Annotated in this window: 16 protein-coding genes and 1 pseudogene; 12 read left to right on the forward strand and 5 right to left on the reverse strand. The window is 60.7% G+C overall.

Annotation, left to right across the window (positions count from 1 at the left end):
* Positions 1 to 107 precede the first annotated feature (107 nt).
* Entirely contained in the window at positions 108 to 656 is a 549-nt protein-coding gene (locus CFter6_RS20455) for a DUF3761 domain-containing protein (protein WP_061542496.1), read from the forward strand.
* Positions 657 to 847: 191 nt separating this feature from the next.
* Positions 848 to 1,093 carry a GlsB/YeaQ/YmgE family stress response membrane protein gene (locus CFter6_RS20460; protein WP_061541482.1) on the forward strand — a complete coding sequence of 82 codons (246 nt, stop codon included), beginning with the start codon at positions 848 to 850 and terminating at the stop codon, positions 1,091 to 1,093.
* 95 nt (positions 1,094 to 1,188) lie between these two features.
* Here the strand turns inward: CFter6_RS20460 and CFter6_RS20465 are convergent, their stop codons facing one another.
* Together CFter6_RS20465 and CFter6_RS20470 are read right to left on the reverse strand one after the other, a co-directional pair.
* Complete coding sequence (locus CFter6_RS20465; protein ID WP_061541483.1) at positions 1,189 to 2,370, reverse strand: SDR family oxidoreductase; 1,182 nt, start codon at positions 2,368 to 2,370, stop codon at positions 1,189 to 1,191.
* Between the two features lie 24 nt (positions 2,371 to 2,394).
* Positions 2,395 to 3,210 (reverse strand): MipA/OmpV family protein, encoded by an 816-nt coding sequence (locus tag CFter6_RS20470; protein WP_167351425.1) that lies wholly within the window; start codon positions 3,208 to 3,210, stop codon positions 2,395 to 2,397.
* Between the two features lie 176 nt (positions 3,211 to 3,386).
* Here CFter6_RS20470 and CFter6_RS20475 point away from each other — a divergent pair, with 176 nt between their 5' ends.
* The 4 genes from CFter6_RS20475 (at position 3,387) to CFter6_RS20490 (ending at position 10,573) form a co-directional block, all read left to right on the forward strand.
* Positions 3,387 to 4,085: a response regulator gene (locus tag CFter6_RS20475; protein ID WP_167351426.1), complete on the forward strand. Its 699-nt coding sequence runs from the start codon at positions 3,387 to 3,389 to the stop codon at positions 4,083 to 4,085.
* Entirely contained in the window at positions 4,085 to 5,407 is a 1,323-nt protein-coding gene (locus CFter6_RS20480) for an ATP-binding protein (RefSeq protein WP_061541486.1), read from the forward strand. Before CFter6_RS20475 ends, CFter6_RS20480 begins: the two co-directional genes overlap by 1 nt.
* 214 nt (positions 5,408 to 5,621) lie before the next feature.
* Entirely contained in the window at positions 5,622 to 8,348 is a 2,727-nt protein-coding gene (locus CFter6_RS20485; RefSeq protein WP_061541487.1) for a M1 family metallopeptidase, read from the forward strand.
* Positions 8,349 to 8,482: 134 nt separating this feature from the next.
* Positions 8,483 to 10,573, forward strand: a complete 2,091-nt coding sequence (locus CFter6_RS20490) for a M13 family metallopeptidase (protein ID WP_061541488.1) — start codon at positions 8,483 to 8,485, stop codon at positions 10,571 to 10,573.
* Positions 10,574 to 10,651: 78 nt separating this feature from the next.
* Here the strand turns inward: CFter6_RS20490 and CFter6_RS20495 are convergent, their stop codons facing one another.
* Complete coding sequence (locus tag CFter6_RS20495) at positions 10,652 to 11,407, reverse strand: tyrosine-protein phosphatase (protein WP_061541489.1); 756 nt, start codon at positions 11,405 to 11,407, stop codon at positions 10,652 to 10,654.
* Between the two features lie 297 nt (positions 11,408 to 11,704).
* On the opposite strand from CFter6_RS20495, the gene CFter6_RS20500 reads away from it, so the two are divergent.
* The gene (locus CFter6_RS20500) at positions 11,705 to 12,871 is read left to right on the forward strand and encodes an ABC transporter substrate-binding protein (protein WP_082814910.1); all 1,167 of its coding nucleotides are present in this window, start codon (positions 11,705 to 11,707) and stop codon (positions 12,869 to 12,871) included.
* Positions 12,872 to 12,946: 75 nt separating this feature from the next.
* Here CFter6_RS20500 and CFter6_RS20505 read toward each other — a convergent pair whose 3' ends face one another.
* Complete coding sequence (locus CFter6_RS20505) at positions 12,947 to 13,879, reverse strand: 2-hydroxyacid dehydrogenase (protein WP_061541491.1); 933 nt, start codon at positions 13,877 to 13,879, stop codon at positions 12,947 to 12,949.
* A 100-nt stretch (positions 13,880 to 13,979) separates the two neighbouring features.
* Positions 13,980 to 14,621 (reverse strand): class I SAM-dependent methyltransferase, encoded by a 642-nt coding sequence (locus tag CFter6_RS20510; protein WP_061541492.1) that lies wholly within the window; start codon positions 14,619 to 14,621, stop codon positions 13,980 to 13,982.
* Positions 14,622 to 14,769: 148 nt separating this feature from the next.
* Here CFter6_RS20510 and CFter6_RS26555 point away from each other — a divergent pair, with 148 nt between their 5' ends.
* The 5 genes and pseudogenes from CFter6_RS26555 (at position 14,770) to CFter6_RS20530 (ending at position 20,492) form a co-directional block, all read left to right on the forward strand.
* On the forward strand, positions 14,770 to 15,180 hold the full coding sequence (locus CFter6_RS26555) for a hypothetical protein (protein WP_236904430.1): 411 nt from the start codon (positions 14,770 to 14,772) through the stop codon (positions 15,178 to 15,180).
* On the forward strand, positions 15,086 to 16,123 hold the full coding sequence (locus CFter6_RS20515; RefSeq protein WP_236904431.1) for a glycosyltransferase family protein: 1,038 nt from the start codon (positions 15,086 to 15,088) through the stop codon (positions 16,121 to 16,123). The genes CFter6_RS26555 and CFter6_RS20515 overlap by 95 nt, the downstream gene beginning before the upstream one ends.
* Positions 16,124 to 16,200: 77 nt before the next feature.
* On the forward strand, positions 16,201 to 17,472 hold the full coding sequence (locus CFter6_RS20520) for a cation:proton antiporter (protein ID WP_061542497.1): 1,272 nt from the start codon (positions 16,201 to 16,203) through the stop codon (positions 17,470 to 17,472).
* Between the two features lie 321 nt (positions 17,473 to 17,793).
* A complete protein-coding gene (gene wecB / locus CFter6_RS20525; RefSeq protein WP_167351427.1) occupies positions 17,794 to 18,984 on the forward strand; it encodes a non-hydrolyzing UDP-N-acetylglucosamine 2-epimerase in 1,191 nt (396 codons plus the stop codon).
* 120 nt (positions 18,985 to 19,104) lie between these two features.
* Positions 19,105 to 20,492: pseudogene (locus tag CFter6_RS20530) on the forward strand (glycosyltransferase family 2 protein).

A 20,492-nucleotide genomic window follows, 5' to 3' on the forward strand; every position in this document is an offset into this window, starting at 1 on the left:
CAACATTGTTTAGTCGTGCTGCGGTAGACGGATTGATACATACATTGAAACATAAGGTGCGCCAGCTGCAAGGCCACATGAGCTTCACCAACTCCATGGAGAATAAAATGAAAGCATTGTTTATTTCAGCAGCAGTTGCAGCAGCCTTACTGACTTCGGCCGCCAGCTTTGCCCAGGCCCCCGCCGCAGCGCCAGCCGGCACCACCGGCCTGTGCAAGGACGGCAGCTATTCTTCCAACGCTACCAAGAAAGGCGCTTGCTCCGGCCACAAGGGCGTAAAAGAATGGTATTCCGCTGCGCCTGCAGCAGCTGCACCCGCAGCAACCCCAGCAGCAGCCCCGGCAGCGGCAGCTCCCGCTCCAGCCAAGACGGCAACTCCTGCTGCTGCGCCAGCCGCAGCGCCAGCCCCTGCGGCCGCTAAAGCAGCAGCTCCGGCTGCAGCCCCGACTGCGATGGCGCCAGCCAAACCTGCTGCTGCAGCCACCGCTCCTGCAGCCGGCGGCGGCGCCGGCAAGGTCTGGGTCAACAGCGCCAGCAAGGTATACCACTGCGAAGGCAGCAAATACTATGGCAAGACCAAGGCCGGTTCTTACATGACGGAAGCGGAAGCCAAGGCGGCAGGCAACCATGCCAACCACGGCAAAGCTTGCAGCTGATAGCTGACCGCAACGGGACCTCAGGGTCCCGTTGTCGTTACTGGCTAGTGTTCTTGAAAACCGGCAGCGCGGCAGCCGATAAAATCGGCTTCGGTTTTATCTATCTTTAACAATTGGGCCGCTGTTTTTGATGCTTTTTACGCTACTCTTGCCGGGTAGTCTAAAGATGGTCAACTCTGAAAGGAAATCTCATGGGCTTTATCGCTTGGTTGATAGTGGGCGCGATTGCAGGATGGCTGGCTGGCGTTCTGGTCAAGGGCGGCGGCTTCGGTGTGCTGATCGACATCGTCGTTGGTATCGTCGGCGCTTTCATCGGCGGCTGGCTGGCAGGTATCCTGGGCATCCAGGTTGGCGGCGGCTGGATTGCATCGATCGTGACGGCCACTGTAGGCGCCGTGATCCTGCTGTTCATTCTGCGGCTTATCAAGCGCGCCTGAGTTATAGCTCTGATTGCAGCACTGATGTATCAAAAAAACCCGCGTAAATGCGGGTTTTTCTTTTTCCGGGCGCCGGCACGCAGGCCGCCAAACCTCTATTTGAAATCGCAAGCCATTTGCTCCCTCAACGGCAATTCTTGCGCACTGTGGTGGCAACGGCCGAGATAGTCGAGAAAAGACGGCGCCGGCGGCAATCCTTCGCTCAATATCCGGCGCTGGTCGAAGATGTAGTTCAAGCGCGAAAAACGGCCATACAGCATCAATGCCTTATGCAGCATGCGGGTATTTACCGTTTCCCTTGCCGTGGCGCCGAAAGACAGCGCCATCTGCTTCAGCGCCGCTTCCGCCACACGCTCGTAAGGCTTGCCTTGGGCGCCGCCTTCCATGCCTTGGAACGCCTGCAGCAATTCGCCCACCATGCTGCTGCCCTGTCCCGCGGAGATGTGATACACCGGGAAAGCCAGCGTCGGCTTCAGGGCCAGCGCCACTATCGTGCTGGCGCAATAATCGACCGGCACGATATCCAGGTAGGCGCTGGGCGGGCAGACAAAACGGTTCAGCTGGGAGACCACTTTCAGCAGCCAGAAGATGCTGGCCGACGGCTTGCAGCCCAGCGACGAATGGCCAACGATGATCGAAGGCCGCACCGACACCAGGGGCAGTTCCGGGAAACGCTCCCGCAGCTGATTCTCCGCACGCGCCTTGGATGCGGTATACGGCACCAGGTGCGCATGCTCAAGCGGCAAACGCAGGGTTTCGGTGACAATGGCGCCGCGCGCGACGCCGCACGCCATTGCGGTTCCCACGTACACGAAACGGCGCAGCCCGGGCTCCTGGGAGAAGCGTTCAGCCAAGCGCATGGTGGCGTCGACATTGACCCTCCAGATATCGGGCCGGTCGGCAAACGAAGTGACTGCAGCGCTGTGGATGACATGGCTTACGGCATCGAGCCGGGGATCCGAGAATGCATCCGCGTCGTTCAAGTCAGCGACGATGACCTGGCGCTCCAGCACCAGCGGCGGCGGCACTCCCGGCGGGGTGAAACGTGCCAGCGATTGACGCACCCGCTGCGCGCCTTCGGCGGCCGATTTTGCACGTACCAGAAAAAGCATTTCCTTGAAATTTTCGGTGTCGGCGAGAGCCGCCGCAATCGCCCCGCCGACAAACCCTGTAGCGCCGGTGAGAAATATGCGTGCAGGCCCCGGCTGCCGCGTCTGCGCGGCAAGCTCCTGGGCCTCGCGCAGCCATTTCGATCGGGGAAACAAGTTAAATACCATGTCGTGTCAGCAGCCCGGGAACGCTCAAAACGAATAATTCACGCTGGTGAATCCGCTGTAGTTGGTTTTGTCCAGGACCAGCGGGCTGTCTGCTGCCTTTTGCACATAATGCGTGGCGCCGACCATTGTGGAAACTGACCAGGTCTGGTTGAAGCTGTGGGTCCACACCAGCGAGGCATTCAGCGCGTTCAAGCCCGACTCCGCCTTGTATTGCGCGTAGCCTGAATCGCGGCTCTGGAGTGCGGTGACGCCGAAAAAAGCCTGGTTGTATTTGGCACTGCCGAAATAGGCAGTGCCGCTGACGCTGACCTTGTCTTTCGCCAACGCCAGCACGGTGCTGCTCAATTGCGCGCGATAGCTGATGCCGCGCTCGCGGTTGCTGAGCGGTTGCGACAAGCCGACCGAGAAGCTGGCGCTGCGGCCCAGCTTGATGCCGGCCTCGAGGTTGGCCAGCACCGAGCCCTTGATTTCGCCCATGCCCTTCAGCTTGTCGGAGCCGGGCTGCAAGCCGTCGTTGGAATCCTTGCGGCCGGCGCCGTAGCCGATGGCGGCGCTGGCAAACAACGTGTCGCTGATATCGTAACGGTAACCGGCGCCTTGCAGGCTGTCGACGAAGAAGCCGCTGGGGGAAACGATGTTCAATACCGGCACCGGCACCGCGCGGTACTCGTCGCTGCCGGCATAACGCGCCGTGGCGCCGACGCCAAGTCCGATCGTAATCTTGGTGTCCTGCAGCCAGGACCCCGGCTGGCTCGGCGTGACCTGCTGCGCCGCCGCCATGCGCGACGCAAGAAGGCTGCAGACAGTGACTGCGATAATTGACTTGATCTGGTGTTTCAAATTTTTCTCCGGTTGGTAAAGGAAACCAGCGCACATTCTCGGCAGTCCCGTCTCGCGTGTCTGTGAGACAACGGTGGGAAAAATGTGCGAGTCCGTATCATTTATGTGTTTGTTTGTAATGGCTCCATCTGGCGCCTGGCCGTGGCGCTATCATGGAAAAAAGAGGGAAGAACGAAATGAAGAAGGTTTTACTGATTGAAGACGACGCTCGCCTTGCCGAATTGATATCGGAATACTTGTGCCGCTACGATTTCCAGGTGACCCTGGTGCTGCGCGGCGACCTGGCGCTGGATGCGATTGCCCAGGAACAGCCGGATGTGGTGGTGCTGGACCTGATGCTGCCGGGCATGGACGGCATGGATATCTGCCGAGCCATCCGCAAGACTTCATCGCTGCCGGTGCTGATGCTGACCGCGCGCGCCGACATTTTCGACCAGGTGGCCGGCCTCGAAATCGGTGCCGACGACTACATGCTCAAGCCGGTCGAACCGCGCCTGCTGCTGGCGCGCCTGCGTGTCATCCTGCGCTGGGTGGAACTGCGCGGCCAGCCGGCGCATAGCGCCCAGCTGCAGTTCGGCGAGCTGGCCATCGACCTGTCGGCGCGCCAGGTTTGCTGGAAGGGCCAGGAAGTCGATCTGAAGACAGCCGACTACAACCTGTTCGTGATCCTGGTACAGGCCGCCGGCATAGTCCTGAACCGCGACGAGCTGCTCAAGCGCTGGCGCGGCATCGGCTTCGACGGCCTCGACCGCACCGTCGACGTCAGCATTTCACGCTTGCGCAAGTGTTTCGACGACGACGCCAACGAACCGCGCAAGATCAAGACTGTATGGGGACGCGGATATCTGTTCAGCCCCATCGCCTGGGACGAATAATGCTGAGAATCCTGATACGCCTGTATTTGATCGTCGCCGTGCTGTCGATCCTGTCGATCATCTTCGTGCAAAGAGGCTTCCCCCATCTGTTCTCGACGCAATTCACGACCCAGATGCATCGCGAATACGCCAGCGAAGCGATGCTACTGCGCAGATACCTGGGCCCGGTCCGCGACAGCGCCCAGCAAGCCAGGCTGGACGGCATGAACCGCCTCAATCAGCAACGCTACAGCCGCGTATCCGAAGATCAGATGCGTTCGCTGTCGGCGGCGACCCGGCAGGAGCTGGCGCAATACGGCATGGCATGGAGCGGCAGAGGCGACGCCAACCGCTCCAACATCTATATCACGCTGGATGACGGCAGCCTGCTGGAAGTCCATCCGCAGACTGGCGGCTGGATAGAATGGGTTGCCTATGTGGTTATTTTCAGCGTCATGCTGGCGGCGATAGTGGTATGGCTGACGCCGCACTGGCGCGACCTGGAAAAACTGCGCATCGCCGCCGCCCGCTTCGGCGACGGCGCGCTGGATGCGCGCGCCAAGCTGTCCGAGAATTCATCGATCAAGCAGCTGTGCGCCTACTTCAACAACATGGCGGACCGCATCGGCGCCCTGATCACGGCGCAGAGGGACATGGTCAACGCCGCCTCGCACGAACTGCGCACGCCGCTGGCGCGGCTGGAGTTCGGCCTGGTCAACCTGATGGATACCACCGACGACGACAACGCTCACAAACGCATACAGGCGATGCGCCAAGACGTGGAAGAGCTGGATATCCTGGTCGGCGAATTGCTGACGCTGAGCATGCTGGAACAGTCGTCGCTGGCCGAGCCCAGGGAAAAAATCATGCTGGAAGATTTCCTGCGCTCCGCCACCGGCATCACCAGCGAAGAACTGGCCCTGCGCCGCAACGCCCTCAGCTGGCATATCGACGCCGCGCTGAAAGAGATCGTCACCGAACCGCGCAGCCTGGGCCGCGCCTTCTCCAACCTGGTGCGCAATGCATCGCGCTATGCCCGCAGCACCATCAGGGTGCGCGCGGAGCCCGGCGTCGACAGCTGGATGCTGATTGTCGAAGACGACGGCGTCGGCATCCCCGAGCAGGAACGCGAGCGGATTTTCGAACCGTTTTACCGGCTCGACCGCAGCCGCGACCGCGCCACCGGCGGCTACGGCCTGGGCCTGGCGATCGTCAAGAAGATCGCCGACCGGCTGGGCGGCACGGTCCGTGTCGGCAGCTCGGAACTGGGCGGCGCCATGTTTGTATTGCGTTTTCCACTGCTGAACCTGGGGCAGCAAGCGCAGGCCCGGTTGCAAGTCTAGTTGCTAGCGTGGTTGCCATGTTGGCAGCTCACGCCTATCACCTTTACTTATTCCAAATAAGACAAGCTGACAGCCACGCATGCAAGGACAGCACTAAACACGCCGGGTGCATCGGGAAATCATTTTTGCTTTTTTTATTCATACTATTTCCCTAGCGAATCAGCGTGGTGCGCGCTAGAATCCCAAGACCAAATTTGGGAGGATTTCATCTGTGATGTGTACTACCCGTCGTTTCACACTAACCGCTCTCGCCCTCGGCATTGCATCGTTCAACGCCGCAGCGGCGACCCCGAATGATTCTGCACCGCTGGGAAAACTGCCGCGCTGGGCCCAGCCGCTGGCCTATCAGCTCGACTTGCGCGTCGATCCGCAGCAGTCCGACTACAGCGGCAACGCCACCATCGACATCGACCTGAAACAAGCCGCCGACCACTTGTGGCTGCATGGCCAGGACCTCAACGTCAGCAAGGTCACGCTGACCGACAAGCGAAAAAAAACCTATGCTGCACAATACAAGGTAGCCGCGCAAAAAGAAGGCGTGGCGGCGATCGAGTTCGGCCAGACGCTGCCGGCCGGACGCTATAGCGTCGCGCTCGAATATAGCGCGCCGTTCAATCAACAGCTGGAAGGCGTGTACAAGGTCAGCAGCCAGGGCGCGCCTTATGTCATCACGCAAATGGAAGCGATCAGCGCGCGCTACGCTTTCCCCGGTTTCGATGAACCTGCTTTCAAGACGCCGTTCACGCTCAGCTTGACCGTGCCTGAAAACCAGGTTGCCGTCGCCAACACCCGCCAGGTCGGAGAACAGAAACTAGAGAAGAGCCAGGACCGAGGCTGGCACAAGCTCAGCTTTGCCCCGACCAGGCCATTGCCGACTTACCTCGTAGCGTTCGCCGTCGGCCCATGGGATGTGGTCAACGGACCGGAAATCCCGGCAACCAAATGGCGCCCCCAGGCGACGCCGCTGCGCGGCATAGCGCCGCAAGGCGAAGGCGAGCGCATCAAGCCCGCACTGGCGCAAACGCCTGCCATCATCACTGCGCTGGAAGATTATTTCGGCTTCGGCTACCCGTTCGACAAGGTCGACCTGCTGGCAGCGCCTGACTTTGCCGCCGGCGCCATGGAAAACCCGGGGCTGGTGACTTTCCGCGATTACCTGATGCTGCTCGACGCCAACTCGCCGGCGCACAATGTGCGCGGCTCATTCAATGTCACAGCCCACGAATTGGCGCACCAATGGTTCGGCGACACCGTCACCATGCCATGGTGGGACGACCTGTGGCTGAACGAAGCGTTCGCTACCTGGATGCAAAGCAAGATCACGCGCCAGCTGCATCCTGAATATCGCGCCGACCTGGAACTGATCAGCGGCGCCAGCTATGCGATGCAAAGCGACAGCCTGGTCAGCGTGCGCCGCATCCGCCAGCCGATCACCGGCAATGGCGATATCGAGACGGCGTTTGACGGCATCACGTACCAGAAGGGCGCGGCCGTGCTGAACATGTTCGAACGCTACCTCGGCACCGACACATTCCGCCAGGGTGTGCGCGCATATATCAAGCAGCACCAGTTCTCCAGCGCTACAGCGGATGACCTGGTGGCGGCGCTGGCCAAGGCTTCCGGCAAGGACCAGCGTTTTGCAAAAGCGATGCAAAGCTTCCTCGACCAGTCCGGCGTGCCGCTGGTCGATACCAGCCTCAGCTGGGAAGACGGCAAGGCCGTGCTGCACCTGAAACAGCAGCGCTACCTGCCGCTCGGTTCGACCGGCGAAGCCAAGCGCCTGTGGGGCATTCCGGTATGCGTACGCTATGGCGTCGCCGACAGCAGTGGCAACGGCAGCGCCAAGACCCAATGCGAACTGCTGGACCAGGAACAAGGCAAGATGGTGTTGCAAGGCGCATCCGCCAGCAGCTGGTACATGCCGAATGCAGATGCCGCCGGCTACTACCGCTTCAACATGGCGCATGAAGACCTGGCGCGCCTGACCGCCAGCCTCGGCCAACTGCCGGACACCGAACAGCTGGCTTATGCCGACGCCATCAACGCCGGTTTCGACGGCGGCGCCCTGGATGCAGCCGCCGTGCTGGCCGCGGCTCCGCGCCTGGCGCAGTCAAACACGCGCGAAGTGGCGACAGCGCTGATTCCGACGCTCAAGTGGCTGTCCAGGCACGAAGCCCGCAACCCCGCACAGCAGGCACGCCTGGTTGAACTGGCGCGCCAGATGTACCTGCCGCGCCTGCAGCAGCTCGGTTACCAGCGCCGCGCCAATGAAAGCCAGGACGATGCGCTGCTGCGCGCCTCGCTGGCGAGCTTCCTGGCGCTCGACATGAAACTGCCGGAAGTACGCCAGGCCCTGCTGGCGCAAGGCAAGCAAGCGCTGCAGCCGAATGCCGACGGCCAGATCAAGCTGGCGGCAGCCAATCCTGACCTGCTGCGTTCGGTACTGGCGGTCACTGCCCAAGAAAACCCGCAAGACAGCAGCGACAGCGCCATCGACGTCTTGATCAAGGCACTCGGCAACACCAGCGAACCGGCGCAGCGCATGGCGATCCTGAGCGGCCTGGGTTCCGCCAAGGCCGCCGGCAATGCCGAACGCGCCCGCAACCTGGCGCTCGATCCGCGCGTCAAGGTCGGCGAAATCAGCACCCTGCTGTACGCCAGCCGCGAAGACGGCGAAGGCCGCGACGCCATGTGGAAATGGTTTACCGCCAACCATGCGCAGCTGATCAAGCGCAGCGGCGATTCGTCCGGCGGCAAGCTGCCGGGACTGGTGGCCGGCGACAGCTGCTCGCAGCGCGAAGCGGACCGCCTGACGACATTCTTCCAGCCTTTGCTGAAACAATTGCCTGGCGCCGAGCGCGGCCTGGCGCAGACCCGTGAAAGAGCGCTGCTGTGCACCGCATTGCGCGACAAACAGGACCCGGAGGCAATCCTGCGCTGAAGTGTGTCAGCTGAGCCTGAGCAAACGATTTCATTTGGGCGTATAAGCTGAACTTGGATTGAGCTTTAACCCTATTTTTAGAATGCCTTACAAGGCTGTTTTTTCCGATGACTTCTCATAAGGATTATTTACTCGTGAAACGATCTCTGATTTGTGCAGCAGTGCTGACACTGGTTGCAGGCTATACCAGCTCCACCGCCAGTTTCGCCCAGACCCCGCGCACCGTGGCCGCCGCCACCGCTGCCACCACAGCCCCTGCGTCGCCGCTGGCCAGCGGCATCGACATGGCGAACGCCGACCTGGCGGTGCGCCCCCAGGACGACTTCTATAGCTACGTCAACGGCAACTGGCTCAAGAAAACCGAAATCCCTGCAGACAAATCGTCGTGGGGCGCATTCTACGAGTTGCGTGAAAACTCCCTGAACCAGCTGCACACCATCGTCGATGCGGTCAGCGCGGAGAAGAACATCACACCCGGCTCCAACCAGCAGAAAATCGCCGACCTGTACGCCAGCTACATGGATGAGCCGGCGCTGGAAACACTAGGCGCCAAGCCGCTGGACGCCGAGTTCGCCAAAGTCGACGCCCTCAAGGACAAGAAACAGATCCCTGGCCTGATCGCCCACCTGAACAGCATCGGCGTCAACGCGCCGTATGACATCGGCATCCACCAGGACGCCAAGGATTCCAGCAAGGTGATCGCCGACCTCGGCCAAAGCGGCCTCGGCCTGCCGGACCGCGACTATTACCTGAAAGCCGACGACGCCAAGCTGAAAGACACGCTGACCAAGTATCGCGCGCATATCGAAACCATGCTGGCGCTGTCCGGCGACAAGGCTGCCAAGAAAAATGCCGCCAGCATCGTCGCCCTGGAAACCGAACTGGCCAAGGTGCAATGGACCAAGGTCGAGAACCGCGATCCGGTCAAGACCTACAACCGGGTCGAGCTGGCGCAGCTGCATGCACTTGCTCCGCACTACGAATGGGACGGCTACCTGTCCGGCGCCGGCCTGAAAGACAAGGTGACCTACCTGGTGGTCAGCCAGCCTAGCTATATCAAGGGCTTCGACAAGATCCTGGAAAAAACCCCGCTGCCGGTCTGGAAAGCGTATTTCAAATGGCATGTGCTGAGCAGCTTCGCGTCAAGCCTGTCGAAGCAGTATGTCGACCAGAACTTCGCCTTCAAGGGCACCGTGCTGCGCGGCGTGCCGGAAAACGAGCCACGCTGGAAGCGCGGCATCAATGTAGTCGAAGCCAGCGTCGGCGAAGGCCTGGGCCAGCTCTATGTACAACAGTTCTTCCCGCCTGAAAACAAGGCGCGCATGGAAAAACTGGTGGCCAACCTGATCGCCGCCTACAACCACAGCATCGACGGCCTCGACTGGATGGGCGCCGACACCAAGAAGCAGGCGCAAAAGAAACTGTCGACGCTGATGCTGAAGATCGGCTATCCCGACAAATGGCGCGATTATTCAGCCCTGAGCATCAAGCGCGACGACCTGGTCGGCAACGTGATCCGCGCCCGCGAGTTTGAATTCAAGCGCAACATCGACAAGCTCGGCAAACCGGTCGACCGCACCGAATGGGGCATGACGCCACAAACCGTGAACGCCTACTACAACCCGGAGTTCAACGAAATCGTGTTCCCGGCGGCGATCCTGCAACCGCCGTTCTTCAACGCCAACGCTGACGACGCGGTCAACTACGGCGGCATCGGCGCGGTGATCGGCCATGAAATCAGCCACGGTTTCGACGACCAGGGCAGCCAGTACGACGAAATCGGCAACCTGCGCGACTGGTGGACCAAGGAAGACCATGAGAAATTCGCGGTCAAGACCAAGGCCCTGGTGGCGCAATACGGCGCCTACAGCCCGGTTCCCGGCTACAAGGTCAACGGCGAGCTGACCCTGGGTGAAAACATCGCGGACAACTCCGGCCTGACCATCGCCTACAAGGCTTACCACCTGTCCCTGGATGGCAAGACGCCGCCGGTGATCGACGGCCTCACCGGCGACCAGCGCTTGTATCTGGGCTGGGCTCAGGTATGGCGCGGCAAGGTGCGCGACGCCCAGGCTATCGTCTATGTAAAAACCGACCCGCACTCGCCGCCGCGTTTCCGCGGCAACGGCACGCTGGGCAACCAGCCTGGTTTCTACAGCGCGTTCGACGTCAAGCCGGGCGACAAGATGTACCTGCCGCCGGAGCAACGCGTCCTTATGTGGTAAATACCGCAGTCATTGTGCCGTGATCCGGAAGCCACCGACTCTGTCGGTGGCTTTTTTTATTCCCGTAGGGTGGCCACGCTACACAAGATAGTTGTTGCGAACCCGTTCGACATCGATCTCGAGCACCTGGCGCAGGTAACGCTCCATGCCGCCATATTCTTCATCGATCACCGCCAGCGCCGCATCCAGGTAAGCCGATTCCACCGTCATCAGCGGTGCGATCAGCTGCGGCGGCAATTCAACCTTGAATACCTGCGCCAGCACCTGCGGGTTGGCCATGGCGTTATGGCGGTTCGATTCCAGGTAATTGGCGATGATGGCGGCGTGGCCGACGCCCAGCGCGGACAGCAGCAAGGCGCTGGCAAACCCGGTGCGGTCCTTGCCGGCCGTGCAGTGGTAGAGCATGGTCTGGTTCTGCTCAGCGCGCTGCAGGAAACGCCTGAACTGCGACTGGTAGCGTACCGGGAAGGCGCTGTAAAAATCGATCATGAACTGCCGGCTGCTTTCCGGATCGCCGCTCTTCAGCATCGGCAGCAGCATTTCCTGCGACAGGTTGCCGACCATGACCGGATCGGCGATCCAGTTGAAAGAGGAAGCAAACGCCGTCTCGGCGGCATGTTTTTCAGTCTCGGTGCGGAAGTCCAGCACCACGTCCAGCCGGTAGTCCTTGAGCTTGCGTATGTCGGCCGCCGACGCCATGCCGGGATTGGCGCCGCGCAGCAACCGTCCGGCTGCGATGCGGCGTCCGTCCGCAGCCAGGTAACCGCCCAGGTCACGGATATTCCGGATCGCCTCGAAACCGAGCTCGCCATGGCCAGGCCCGGGGTTCAGCATGTGCCCAACTGCGCATCGGCATATTTTGAAAACATCCTTGCTCCTTATCATCTGACATTTGGCAATGCATGCCGGCAGGTACGCCGGACATGAAGGCTATCATCAAGCCGAAGAGATGGTCCAGCACAACCGCCTGTTGGTTTTAGTAAACTGGCAAAACCGCTAATTACCGTCAAAACCACGTCTTCTTTTGTTTTCATCAAGCAATATCTCTATAATACGCGACGGTGCAGTGTGGAAGGTATGATTCATGCTTACCCCGCTGCATCGCTTGATCAACATCAGAAAGTGGCAATCATGTATCTTCACCGTCGTCTTTTTTCCGGTTTTCTCTCTTTCATGCTGCCGCTCGTCATCGGCGCCGCCCTCCCGCTGTCGGCCAGTTTTGCCGAATCCGGCGTCACCGACCAGAAAATCATCCTGGGACAATCCGCGGCATTTTCCGGCCCTGCGGCGCAGCTGGGCATCCAGATGAATGCCGGCGCCAAAGCCTACTTCGATTCCGTGAATGAACAGGGCGGCGTATTTGGACGACAGATCGAAATCATCAAGGCCGACGACAAATACGAAGCCGACCTGGCCGCAGCCAATACCAAGCGCCTGATTGAAAAAGACGATGTGTTTGCCTTGTTCGGTTATGTCGGTACGCCTACCAGCAACGCCGCCCTGCCGATTTTCACGCAAGCCGGCGTGCCGTTCTTTGCCCCGGTCACCGGCGCCCAGTCGCTGCGCGAGCCGCTGAACCGCCAGATCTTCAACATCCGCGCCAGCTACTTCGACGAAACCGAGCACCTGGTGGAAAAACTGGCCAACGTCGGCATCAAGAACATCGCCGTGTTCTACCAGAACGACGCCTATGGCCGCGCCGGGCTGGAAGGCGTGCAGCGCGCGCTGAAGAAGCTGAACCTGGAACTGGTCGAAGCGGCCACGGTGGAACGCAACAGCACCGACGTCAAACAGGCCGTCGGCAAGATCCTGCCGAAGCGCCCTTCCGCCGTCATCCAGATCAGCGCCTACGCTTCGTGCGCCGCCTACATCAAGGAAATGCGCAAAGCCGGTTATACCGGCCAGTTCTACAATGTATCGTTCGTCGGCAGCCAGGCTTTGGCCGACGCCTTGGGCAAGGATGGCGAAGGCGTGGTGATTTCGCAGGTGGTGCCGTTCCCGTGGAGCTCGTCGACCCCGGTGGTCGCCGAATATACCAGGCTGATGCAGAAAGCCGGCGTCAAGGAGCCTAATTTTTCCAGCCTGGAAGGTTTCATCGCCGCCAAGGTATTCGTCGAAGGCCTGAAGCGGGCCGGCAAGGACCTGACCCGCGCCAAGCTGGTCAAGGCGCTGGAAACCATCAACATGAAGAACTATAACGGCGGCGGTTTCGACGTGAATTTCACCGGCAGCAACCACAGCGGTTCGAAATTTGTCGAAATGACCATGATCACCAAAGACAAGAAATTCCTGAACTGACAAATTGCGTCAGGCATCGCAGAATAAAAAATCCGGCCTGATGCCGGATTTTTTATGGCTCAAATATTCATTGCCTCAAATCGGCGTCAATACCGCCTGCCCGGAAAAATGCCGCCTGGCGTTTTCCAGGAACAGGCGCACCGTCTCGGCCACCGACTCCGGCGACCAGCCGGCCACATGCGGCGTCAGCACCGCGTTCGGCAGATCCAGCAGTTCCGCCGGCGGTAACGGTTCGCTCTCGTAGACATCGAGGCCGGCGCCGGCCAACCGCCCTTCGCGCAAGGCCAGGGCCAGCGCCGCGGTATCGATCACACTGCCGCGCGAGATATTCACGATGAATCCTTGCGGACCCAAGGCATCCAGCACCGGGCCGTTGATCAAATGGCGGGTAGCGGCGCCGCCGGGCGTGGCGACCACCAGGAAATCGGCCCACTGCGCCAGTTCCAGCACCGAAGCGAAATAGGCGAACGGCGCCTCGCTGCGGACCGAACGGTTGTGATAACCGATCGTCATGTCGAAGCCGGCGGCACGGCGCGCAATCTGCTTGCCGATAGTACCGAGCCCGATGATGCCGAGCCGCTTGCCCGACACGCTGGGCGGCAAAGGCAAGGCGTCGCGCCAGATGCCCTGGTGCAGGGCCACTCCCAGCTGCGGGATGCCGCGCACTGTCGCCAGCAGCAAACCCATGGCATGGTCGGCTACGCAGGCGTCGTTGGTGCCGGCGCCATTGGAAACCGTGATGCCGCGCTCGCGCGCAGCGGCGACGTCGATGTTCTCGAAACCTGCGCCCAGCGCGCAAATCAGTTCCACCTTGGGCAAGGCGGCGATTTCATTGGCGTGCAAGCCGATCGAACCGATGGTCAGCACGGCCCGTATGGCATCGGCGTGGCTGGCGATGGCGACGGCGCGCTGCTCGGCGGTGGGCGCATAGACTATCTGGAAGTCTTGGGCGATGCGTTGCAGGCCTTGGTCGGACAAGGGATTGAGGATCAGGAGAGTAGGAAGCATTGGCGGCCGCTGCAAGAAATGTTGTGGACAAGCTGCGCCGGTAGCGCAGTGCCCACAATGATAATCTCGAAACCGTATTTCCTGCTTGGCTGGCCGGAAATCAGATCAGCGCCAGCCGCTTCTTGATCTGGTCGATGGGCCAGACGCCGATCACCTTGTCCGACAGGCGCCCTTCGCTTTCGTCGGTACCTTCGATAATGTAGCGGCTCGGCGCAGGGAAATGGAAAGGCCCCAGCTCCAGGTTCAGGCGGCGCCATTCGCCCAGGGCGATTTCGCCGTTCGCTTCAAAACCGCGGAACGAATAACTGGAGGTGAGCAGGTAAAGGGCGCCGCTGTCGCAGATGTTCTTCAGCGCGGAAAAAATCCCTTGCAGCGGCAAATGCACCAGGCAGTCCCGGCAAAACACTGCATCGGCGCGGGGCAGCGGCGTATTGATCAGGTCGAGCTGCACGAACTGCCGCCCGGCCTGGCCGAACTTCTCGCGGTTGCGCTCAACCAGCTGCGGCACGATATCGGCGCCGATATAGTCGACCCTGGAGAGGTCGACATGCTGCATCCAGTTGAAATCGCCGCAGGGCAAATCCAGCATCGAGCGGATATTGAACTCATCCAGCAGGTACGGCAGCTCGCGCTGCAGGTGCCGTGTCCGGTACAGCTCGGAACCTGGCCCCGAAACCGATTCGCTGCTCCCCCAATTGTTACCTTGATAGATCTCGGTAAAAACCTTCTCCGCTTGGCTCATGATTCACGCTTTCATTCGTCATTGTTTTATTATCCGTAGGCGCTGCTAGAGCAATTTACTGAACAATGGCGATAAAAGCAATTTGGATGTCAAAATACGTGTTGCATGCGCGTCCTGTCCGGAGCTGCGCTATAGGGGAGAAGTAGAAATGGCTTTGTGCATCAGCGTGTTTGAACGGCTGGACCTGCAGGTTCTGCGTAATCATCAGCATTACTGCACCCTGTTCGGCTATCCCCACCGCTGGGTCGAAACCGCCCACATCGCCCATCCCATGCTGCGCCAGGCGTACCGCTACCACCTGCTGCTGCAGGAATTGCGGCAAGCCGCCGACAACGACTGGGTCCTGCTGCTGGATTGCAACGCAGTCATCGTCCATCCGCTGGCGATGGAAACCCTGCTGGCCGGGCGCGATGCGCTGCTGGTCAAGGCCCCACCCGCAGCCGTCGGGCGAACCGCGGGTCGTCATGAACAATATGCTGGCGTTGCGCAATACCGCGGAAAACCGCAAGATCCTGCACGACATCGTTTTTATCTTGCACAAAGCCCTGATCCGGGATGAAATAGGCAGAAGCGAGCTGAGCTTGCTGGAGAAATTCCCGGCGCTGGAGGTCAACGCCATGATCGGCGACAGCTATGTTAACGTCAGCTGGTATATCTCGAAATGGTTCGACGCCCGCATCTTCATGCTCAACCTCGGCCCCTGGCCCTCGGCCGAAGGCGAACCTGACCATGACATCCTGTTCGACCTGCGCATGAAAAACCTGCTGGTGCGGCAAGTCAACGGCGCCTTGATCGACGGCCTGCCGCTGCTGAAGACACCGGCTTACCCGGCGCTTTCCGACGAGCCGCTATCCAGTTTCAATCCGCAAGGAAAAGTCGCGCTGGTGACGCTCTACACCCATCACATCGCCGACTATGCACGCATCTCCGAGCACAATGTAAAGCGCTACTGCGACCGCCACGGCTACGCCTACCATGTGTATCGCGCCATTCCGGAACAGCTCGACAGCAATATCTCCGGATCCTGGGTCAAGAGCTGGCTGCTGGCTCGCCACCTGGCGGACCACGACTGGGTGATCTGGATTGATGCGGACATCCTGTTCACCAATCCATCCAAAAAGCTGGAGCCGCTGCTGGCCAACCGCGACCTGCTGTTTGCCAAGGACATCGGCGGCTGGGAACTGAATTCCGGCGTGATGGCTTTCCGCAACACGGCCGAGAACGCCGCCCTGCTGCAACAGATATGGCAATGCGTCAGCCAGGTCGACGACAAATCCTCGGTCTACAGCAGCCAGGGCGACCAGTTCCACACCATCGAAGCATTGCGCGCGGCCGGCAAGCTCAACGAGCAGTCGATTGTCGACTGCCTCGCCATCAACACGCCGCCGCAGTTCAGCACCGGCGATACCCTGCTGACGCACTACTTCGGCTGGGGCGAGCCGTACCGGTCGGTGTATATGGCGGACGACGACGCCATGTCGCAAAGGAATCGCGGCAACTAGGCACCCTGGCGTCTCCTCATATCGGCAGGCCGTGCGCGATGCATGCGCCTGCTTTCGAATCGTTTTCAGGACCCGGCATGCAAATTTTCCTTGTACAACTCAGCGTCATCATCCTTGCCGCCTTTATCTGCGGGACCGCAGCGGAAAAACTGGGGCAGTCGCGGGTAGTCGGTGAAATTGCCGCCGGCCTGCTGCTTGGCCCCTCCATCCTCGGCGCAATCGATATCAATGCCTACAATTTCCTGTTCAGCAGCGCCAGCATGCCGGCTTTGTCGCAGCTGGGAGAACTCGGCCTGGTGCTGCTGATGTTCCAGCTTGGCCTGCACCTTGACCTGAAAAGCCTGCAGGGACGGCGCCAGGCCAACGCGCCGCTGCTGGTCGCCCTGCTGGGAATGCTGATCCCGTTTGCCCTCGGCTGCGCCATTGGCTTCGTTTCCAGGCCATGGATTGCACCGCACGCCGAAGCTGTCGGCTACGTGCTGTTTTGCGGCCTGGCGCTGTCGATATCGGCAGTGCCCGTGATGGCCAGGATCGTCATGGATTTGCGCATGGCCGACTCTTATCCGGCGACCGTCGCGCTAGCCTCGGCGACGCTCACCGACCTGCTCGGCTGGTTATTGCTGGCAGTGATCGCAGCCTTTGCGGCCGGCACCTATTCATTCGGCCGCACGCTGTACGACCTGGCCCTGCTGGCGGCGTTTGTGGCGTTTTCCCTGTTGCTGGCCAAGCCGTTTTGGCGCAGCGTGCTGAGCTGCGGCGAGACGACGGAGGCGTCAGCGCCGTCGGCCGGCATACTGGCATGCGTAGCCTGTTATGTGCTCCTGTCTTCATGGATAACCGCGGCAATCGGTTTCCATAGCGCCTTCGGCGCCCTGATGGCAGCTCTGGTGCTGCGCGGCCACGACGGCCTGGCGCTGGCCTGGCGGCGCCAGGTGACGGGTTTTGTGGAACTGGTCCTGATGCCGGTTTTTTTCGCCTATGCCGGCATCCATGTTTCGCTGGGCAGCGTGCAGTCGGCCGATTTCTGGCAATGGTTCTTGCTGTTCCTGGTCGCGGCCATCCTGGGGAAATTCGGCGGCAGCTACCTGGGTGCGCGCTGGTCGGGCATCCCCCACCGCGATGCCAGGATCATCGGCGCGCTGATGAACACCCGTGGCCTGATGGAATTGATCGTGCTGACGATAGGACTGCAACTGGGCATCCTGCCGGTTTCCGTGTATTCGATGCTGGTGCTGATGGCGCTGGTGACGACGGCGATGACCGTGCCGCTGCTGCGGTTCTGGCAGCGCCAGGACAAGGCTCTTGCCGGCAGCCGCAAGGCAAGCGGCGCCGACCAGATGTCAACTTAAGCGACGTCATCCCAAACCTCAGAATATTTAACATTCCTTAACAATAAAAAAATTAGCAGCAGCCCTTTTTATTATAATATTTACATTAATAGCAATATAACTCTACAATGAGCATATATTTCCACAAGGAAATATATTTATAAAACAGGCAAGCATGGATTCCATGCCTGCTACAGCCACCCCGGCCTCCCGCAGCTGGCCACGGGCGGCTCACTTCCCTTCCTTCTCAGGGCTCCCGCCGGATAGGCATTGGCAACAAACTGTACTCGCGAGCAGCATCTCGGCGAGGCCGCTTTTAACTCGACTAGACGAGTGTTTAAAGTGAAAGTTCTCTCTATCTTTGGTACGCGACCGGAGGCGGTGAAAATGGCCCCTGTGGTCAAAGCGCTGTCCAGAGAAACAGGAATGCAATCGCTGGTCTGCGTCACCGGCCAGCATCGTCAAATGCTGCAGCAGGTGCTTGACCTGTTCGCCATCAAGGTCGATTACAGCCTCGATGTGATGCTGCCGGACCAGACCCTGAACGGATTGAGCGCGCGCCTGATCGGCCTGCTCGACCCGGTGCTGGAGGCATGCAAGCCCGACCGCATCCTGGTGCATGGCGACACCACCACCGCCATGATGGCGGCGCTGACAGCATTCCATCGCCGCATACCGGTGGCGCATGTCGAAGCAGGCCTGCGCACCGGCGACCTGAGCCAGCCCTGGCCGGAAGAAATGAACCGGCGCTACGTCGATATCGTATGCGACCTGCTGCTTGCCCCCACCGCACAAGCCAAGAACAACCTCACAGCCGAACATCTTGCCGGCCGCGTCGTCATTACCGGCAATACGGTGATCGATGCGCTGCGCCTGACGACCGAACGGATCGCCTTCGATGAACAACTGCGCAATCAGCTCGATGCCCATTTCCCCTACCTGGTTGCGGGCCGCAAGCTGCTGCTGGTGACCGGCCACCGGCGCGAGAATTTTGGTTCGGGCTTCGCCGAAATCTGCGATGCGCTGGCAGAATTGTCACGCCGTTCCGACCTGCAGATAGTCTATCCGGTTCACCTGAATCCGAACGTGCAAGGGCCGGTGCTGGCGGCCTTGTCGCATCTGCCGAACATCCATCTGATCGAACCGCTCGACTACCTGCTGTTTGTGCGCCTGATGCAGCGCTCGCATGTGATCCTGACCGACTCCGGCGGCGTGCAGGAAGAAGCGCCGTCGCTGGGCAAACCGGTGCTGGTGATGCGCAACGTCACGGAACGGCCGGAAGCAGTGAGCGCGGGCACGGTGCAACTGGTTGGCACCGATCCGGCGCGGATTGTGGCTGCGGTAACACGGCTTTGCGACGACGATATCTTCTGGCAGCAGGCAACCCAGCGTGTCAATCCCTATGGCGACGGCCGCGCGGCGGAGCGGATTGCCAGCGTGCTGTGCGGCAGGCCCATCGCCGAATTCGGCATGGAACAACGTCGCCCGGCCAGGAAAGCGCAGCTCGCGGCAACAGCGCTGCAGCCAGTCTAGCCGCGTGCATCATTTTCGAGGAACCGGATCATGCCTTGCCCGCCGCCCACTCCTCGCAATACAGTTGCGCACCGCAGGCTGATCTGCGCGCCGGCGGGCGGCGCATTTTTTCCGCTCATGATGCTGATGGAACAAGCGCGCTCATCGCCCCTGGAACTTGACGCCCGCACCATGGAACTGGACCTGATGACCGCCATATTGGGCGCCATCATCGTCCTGCTGGTGGTCTACACGATCCGCCACTACCTGTTCACCCTTAACCGCCTGTTCGGACGGCAACGCCAGCCCTACCTCGATATCGAACAGGCAGCATGGCCGCCGGTGGTGGTATGCGTGGCCGCCCACAATGAGGAAAGAGTGATTGCGGACGCCCTGCATGCCCTGCTCGAAGTCGACTACCCACGCGACAAGCTGGTCATCATGCCCGTCAACGACCGCTCAACCGACGCCACGCGTGCCATCATCGACCGCATCGCCGAGACCAACCCGGGCCGCTTCACGCCGTTCCACCGCAGCGGCGGACGCCCCGGCAAGGCCGCTGCCTTGCGCGACGCCACCGAGAAAATCCAGGCTGAAATCATCATCGTCTTCGATGCCGATTATCTCCCCGCGCGCGGCCTGATCAAGCAGCTGGTCGCGCCTTTTTTCGATCCTGAAGTCGGCGCCATCATGGGCCGCGTAGTGCCCATCAACGCCGGCGCCAACCTGCTGACGCGGCTGCTCGACCTGGAACGGGCCGGCGGCTACCAGGTCGACCAGGCGGCGCGCATGAACCTGGGCCTGGTGCCACAGTATGGCGGCACTGTCGGCGGCGTGCGGCGCTGCGCGCTGGAGGAAATCGGCGGCTGGAACAGCGACATGCTGGCCGAGGACACCGATGTCACCTTCCGCCTGCTGCAGCAAGGCTGGAAGACGGTATACCAGAACCGTTCGGAATGCTACGAGGAAGTTCCCGAGGTCTGGCCGGTCAGGATCAGGCAAATCAGCAGATGGTCGCGCGGACATAACCAGGTCATGAGCCACAACCTGATGCGCCTGCTGAAGAATCCGCGCATCAGCCTGCGCGAAAGGGCGGACGGCGCGCTCCTGTTGTGCGTCTTCATCATGCCGCCGCTGCTGGCCATCGGCTGGACCCTGACCATCATCCAGTTCTTCATGACTTCGCACCAATGGCTGTTCGGCTGGCTGGCCTTGAGCGGCATGGTGGCTTACGGCGCATTCGGCACCAATGCAGCATTTTTTGAAATGGCGGCGGCTACCTACCTGGACGGCAACCGCAACCGCATCCGCCTGCTGCCCTGAACATATTCGGCTTCCTGGTCAGCCTGGTGTCGATCTGGCGCGCGGCCATCGCGCAAATCCTCGACGCGTTGCAAAAGCGCGAACTGGTATGGCATAAAACCGAAAGGTTCAGGGTGCTGTCCGCAACCCCTGTGCAAGACCTTATGGCGCCCCTCGAAAGCGCGCAGATAGGCGGCGCTGTCGGATTGCGCGGGGAGGTTCCCTGA

Origin of the sequence: Collimonas fungivorans (genome assembly GCF_001584145.1) — a bacterium.
In the GTDB taxonomy this organism is placed as follows: Bacteria; Pseudomonadota; Gammaproteobacteria; order Burkholderiales; family Burkholderiaceae_D; genus Collimonas; species Collimonas fungivorans.

Bases quoted from the DNA above. Each gene is read 5' to 3' on its own strand.
- CFter6_RS20515 (WP_236904431.1), top strand. From the start codon at position 15,086: ATGAACAATATGCTGGCGTTGCGCAATACCGCGGAAAACCGCAAGATC.
- CFter6_RS20505 (WP_061541491.1), bottom strand. From the start codon at position 13,879: ATGCTTCCTACTCTCCTGATCCTCAATCCCTTGTCCGACCAAGGCCTG.
- CFter6_RS20475 (WP_167351426.1), top strand. From the start codon at position 3,387: ATGAAGAAGGTTTTACTGATTGAAGACGACGCTCGCCTTGCCGAATTG.
- CFter6_RS20500 (WP_082814910.1), top strand. From the start codon at position 11,705: ATGTATCTTCACCGTCGTCTTTTTTCCGGTTTTCTCTCTTTCATGCTG.
- CFter6_RS20480 (WP_061541486.1), top strand. From the start codon at position 4,085: ATGCTGAGAATCCTGATACGCCTGTATTTGATCGTCGCCGTGCTGTCG.
- CFter6_RS20520 (WP_061542497.1), top strand. From the start codon at position 16,201: ATGCAAATTTTCCTTGTACAACTCAGCGTCATCATCCTTGCCGCCTTT.
- CFter6_RS20485 (WP_061541487.1), top strand. From the start codon at position 5,622: ATGTGTACTACCCGTCGTTTCACACTAACCGCTCTCGCCCTCGGCATT.
- CFter6_RS20455 (WP_061542496.1), top strand. From the start codon at position 108: ATGAAAGCATTGTTTATTTCAGCAGCAGTTGCAGCAGCCTTACTGACT.
- CFter6_RS20460 (WP_061541482.1), top strand. From the start codon at position 848: ATGGGCTTTATCGCTTGGTTGATAGTGGGCGCGATTGCAGGATGGCTG.
- CFter6_RS20465 (WP_061541483.1), bottom strand. From the start codon at position 2,370: ATGGTATTTAACTTGTTTCCCCGATCGAAATGGCTGCGCGAGGCCCAG.
- CFter6_RS20495 (WP_061541489.1), bottom strand. From the start codon at position 11,407: ATGCTGAACCCCGGGCCTGGCCATGGCGAGCTCGGTTTCGAGGCGATC.
- CFter6_RS26555 (WP_236904430.1), top strand. From the start codon at position 14,770: ATGGCTTTGTGCATCAGCGTGTTTGAACGGCTGGACCTGCAGGTTCTG.
- CFter6_RS20510 (WP_061541492.1), bottom strand. From the start codon at position 14,621: ATGAGCCAAGCGGAGAAGGTTTTTACCGAGATCTATCAAGGTAACAAT.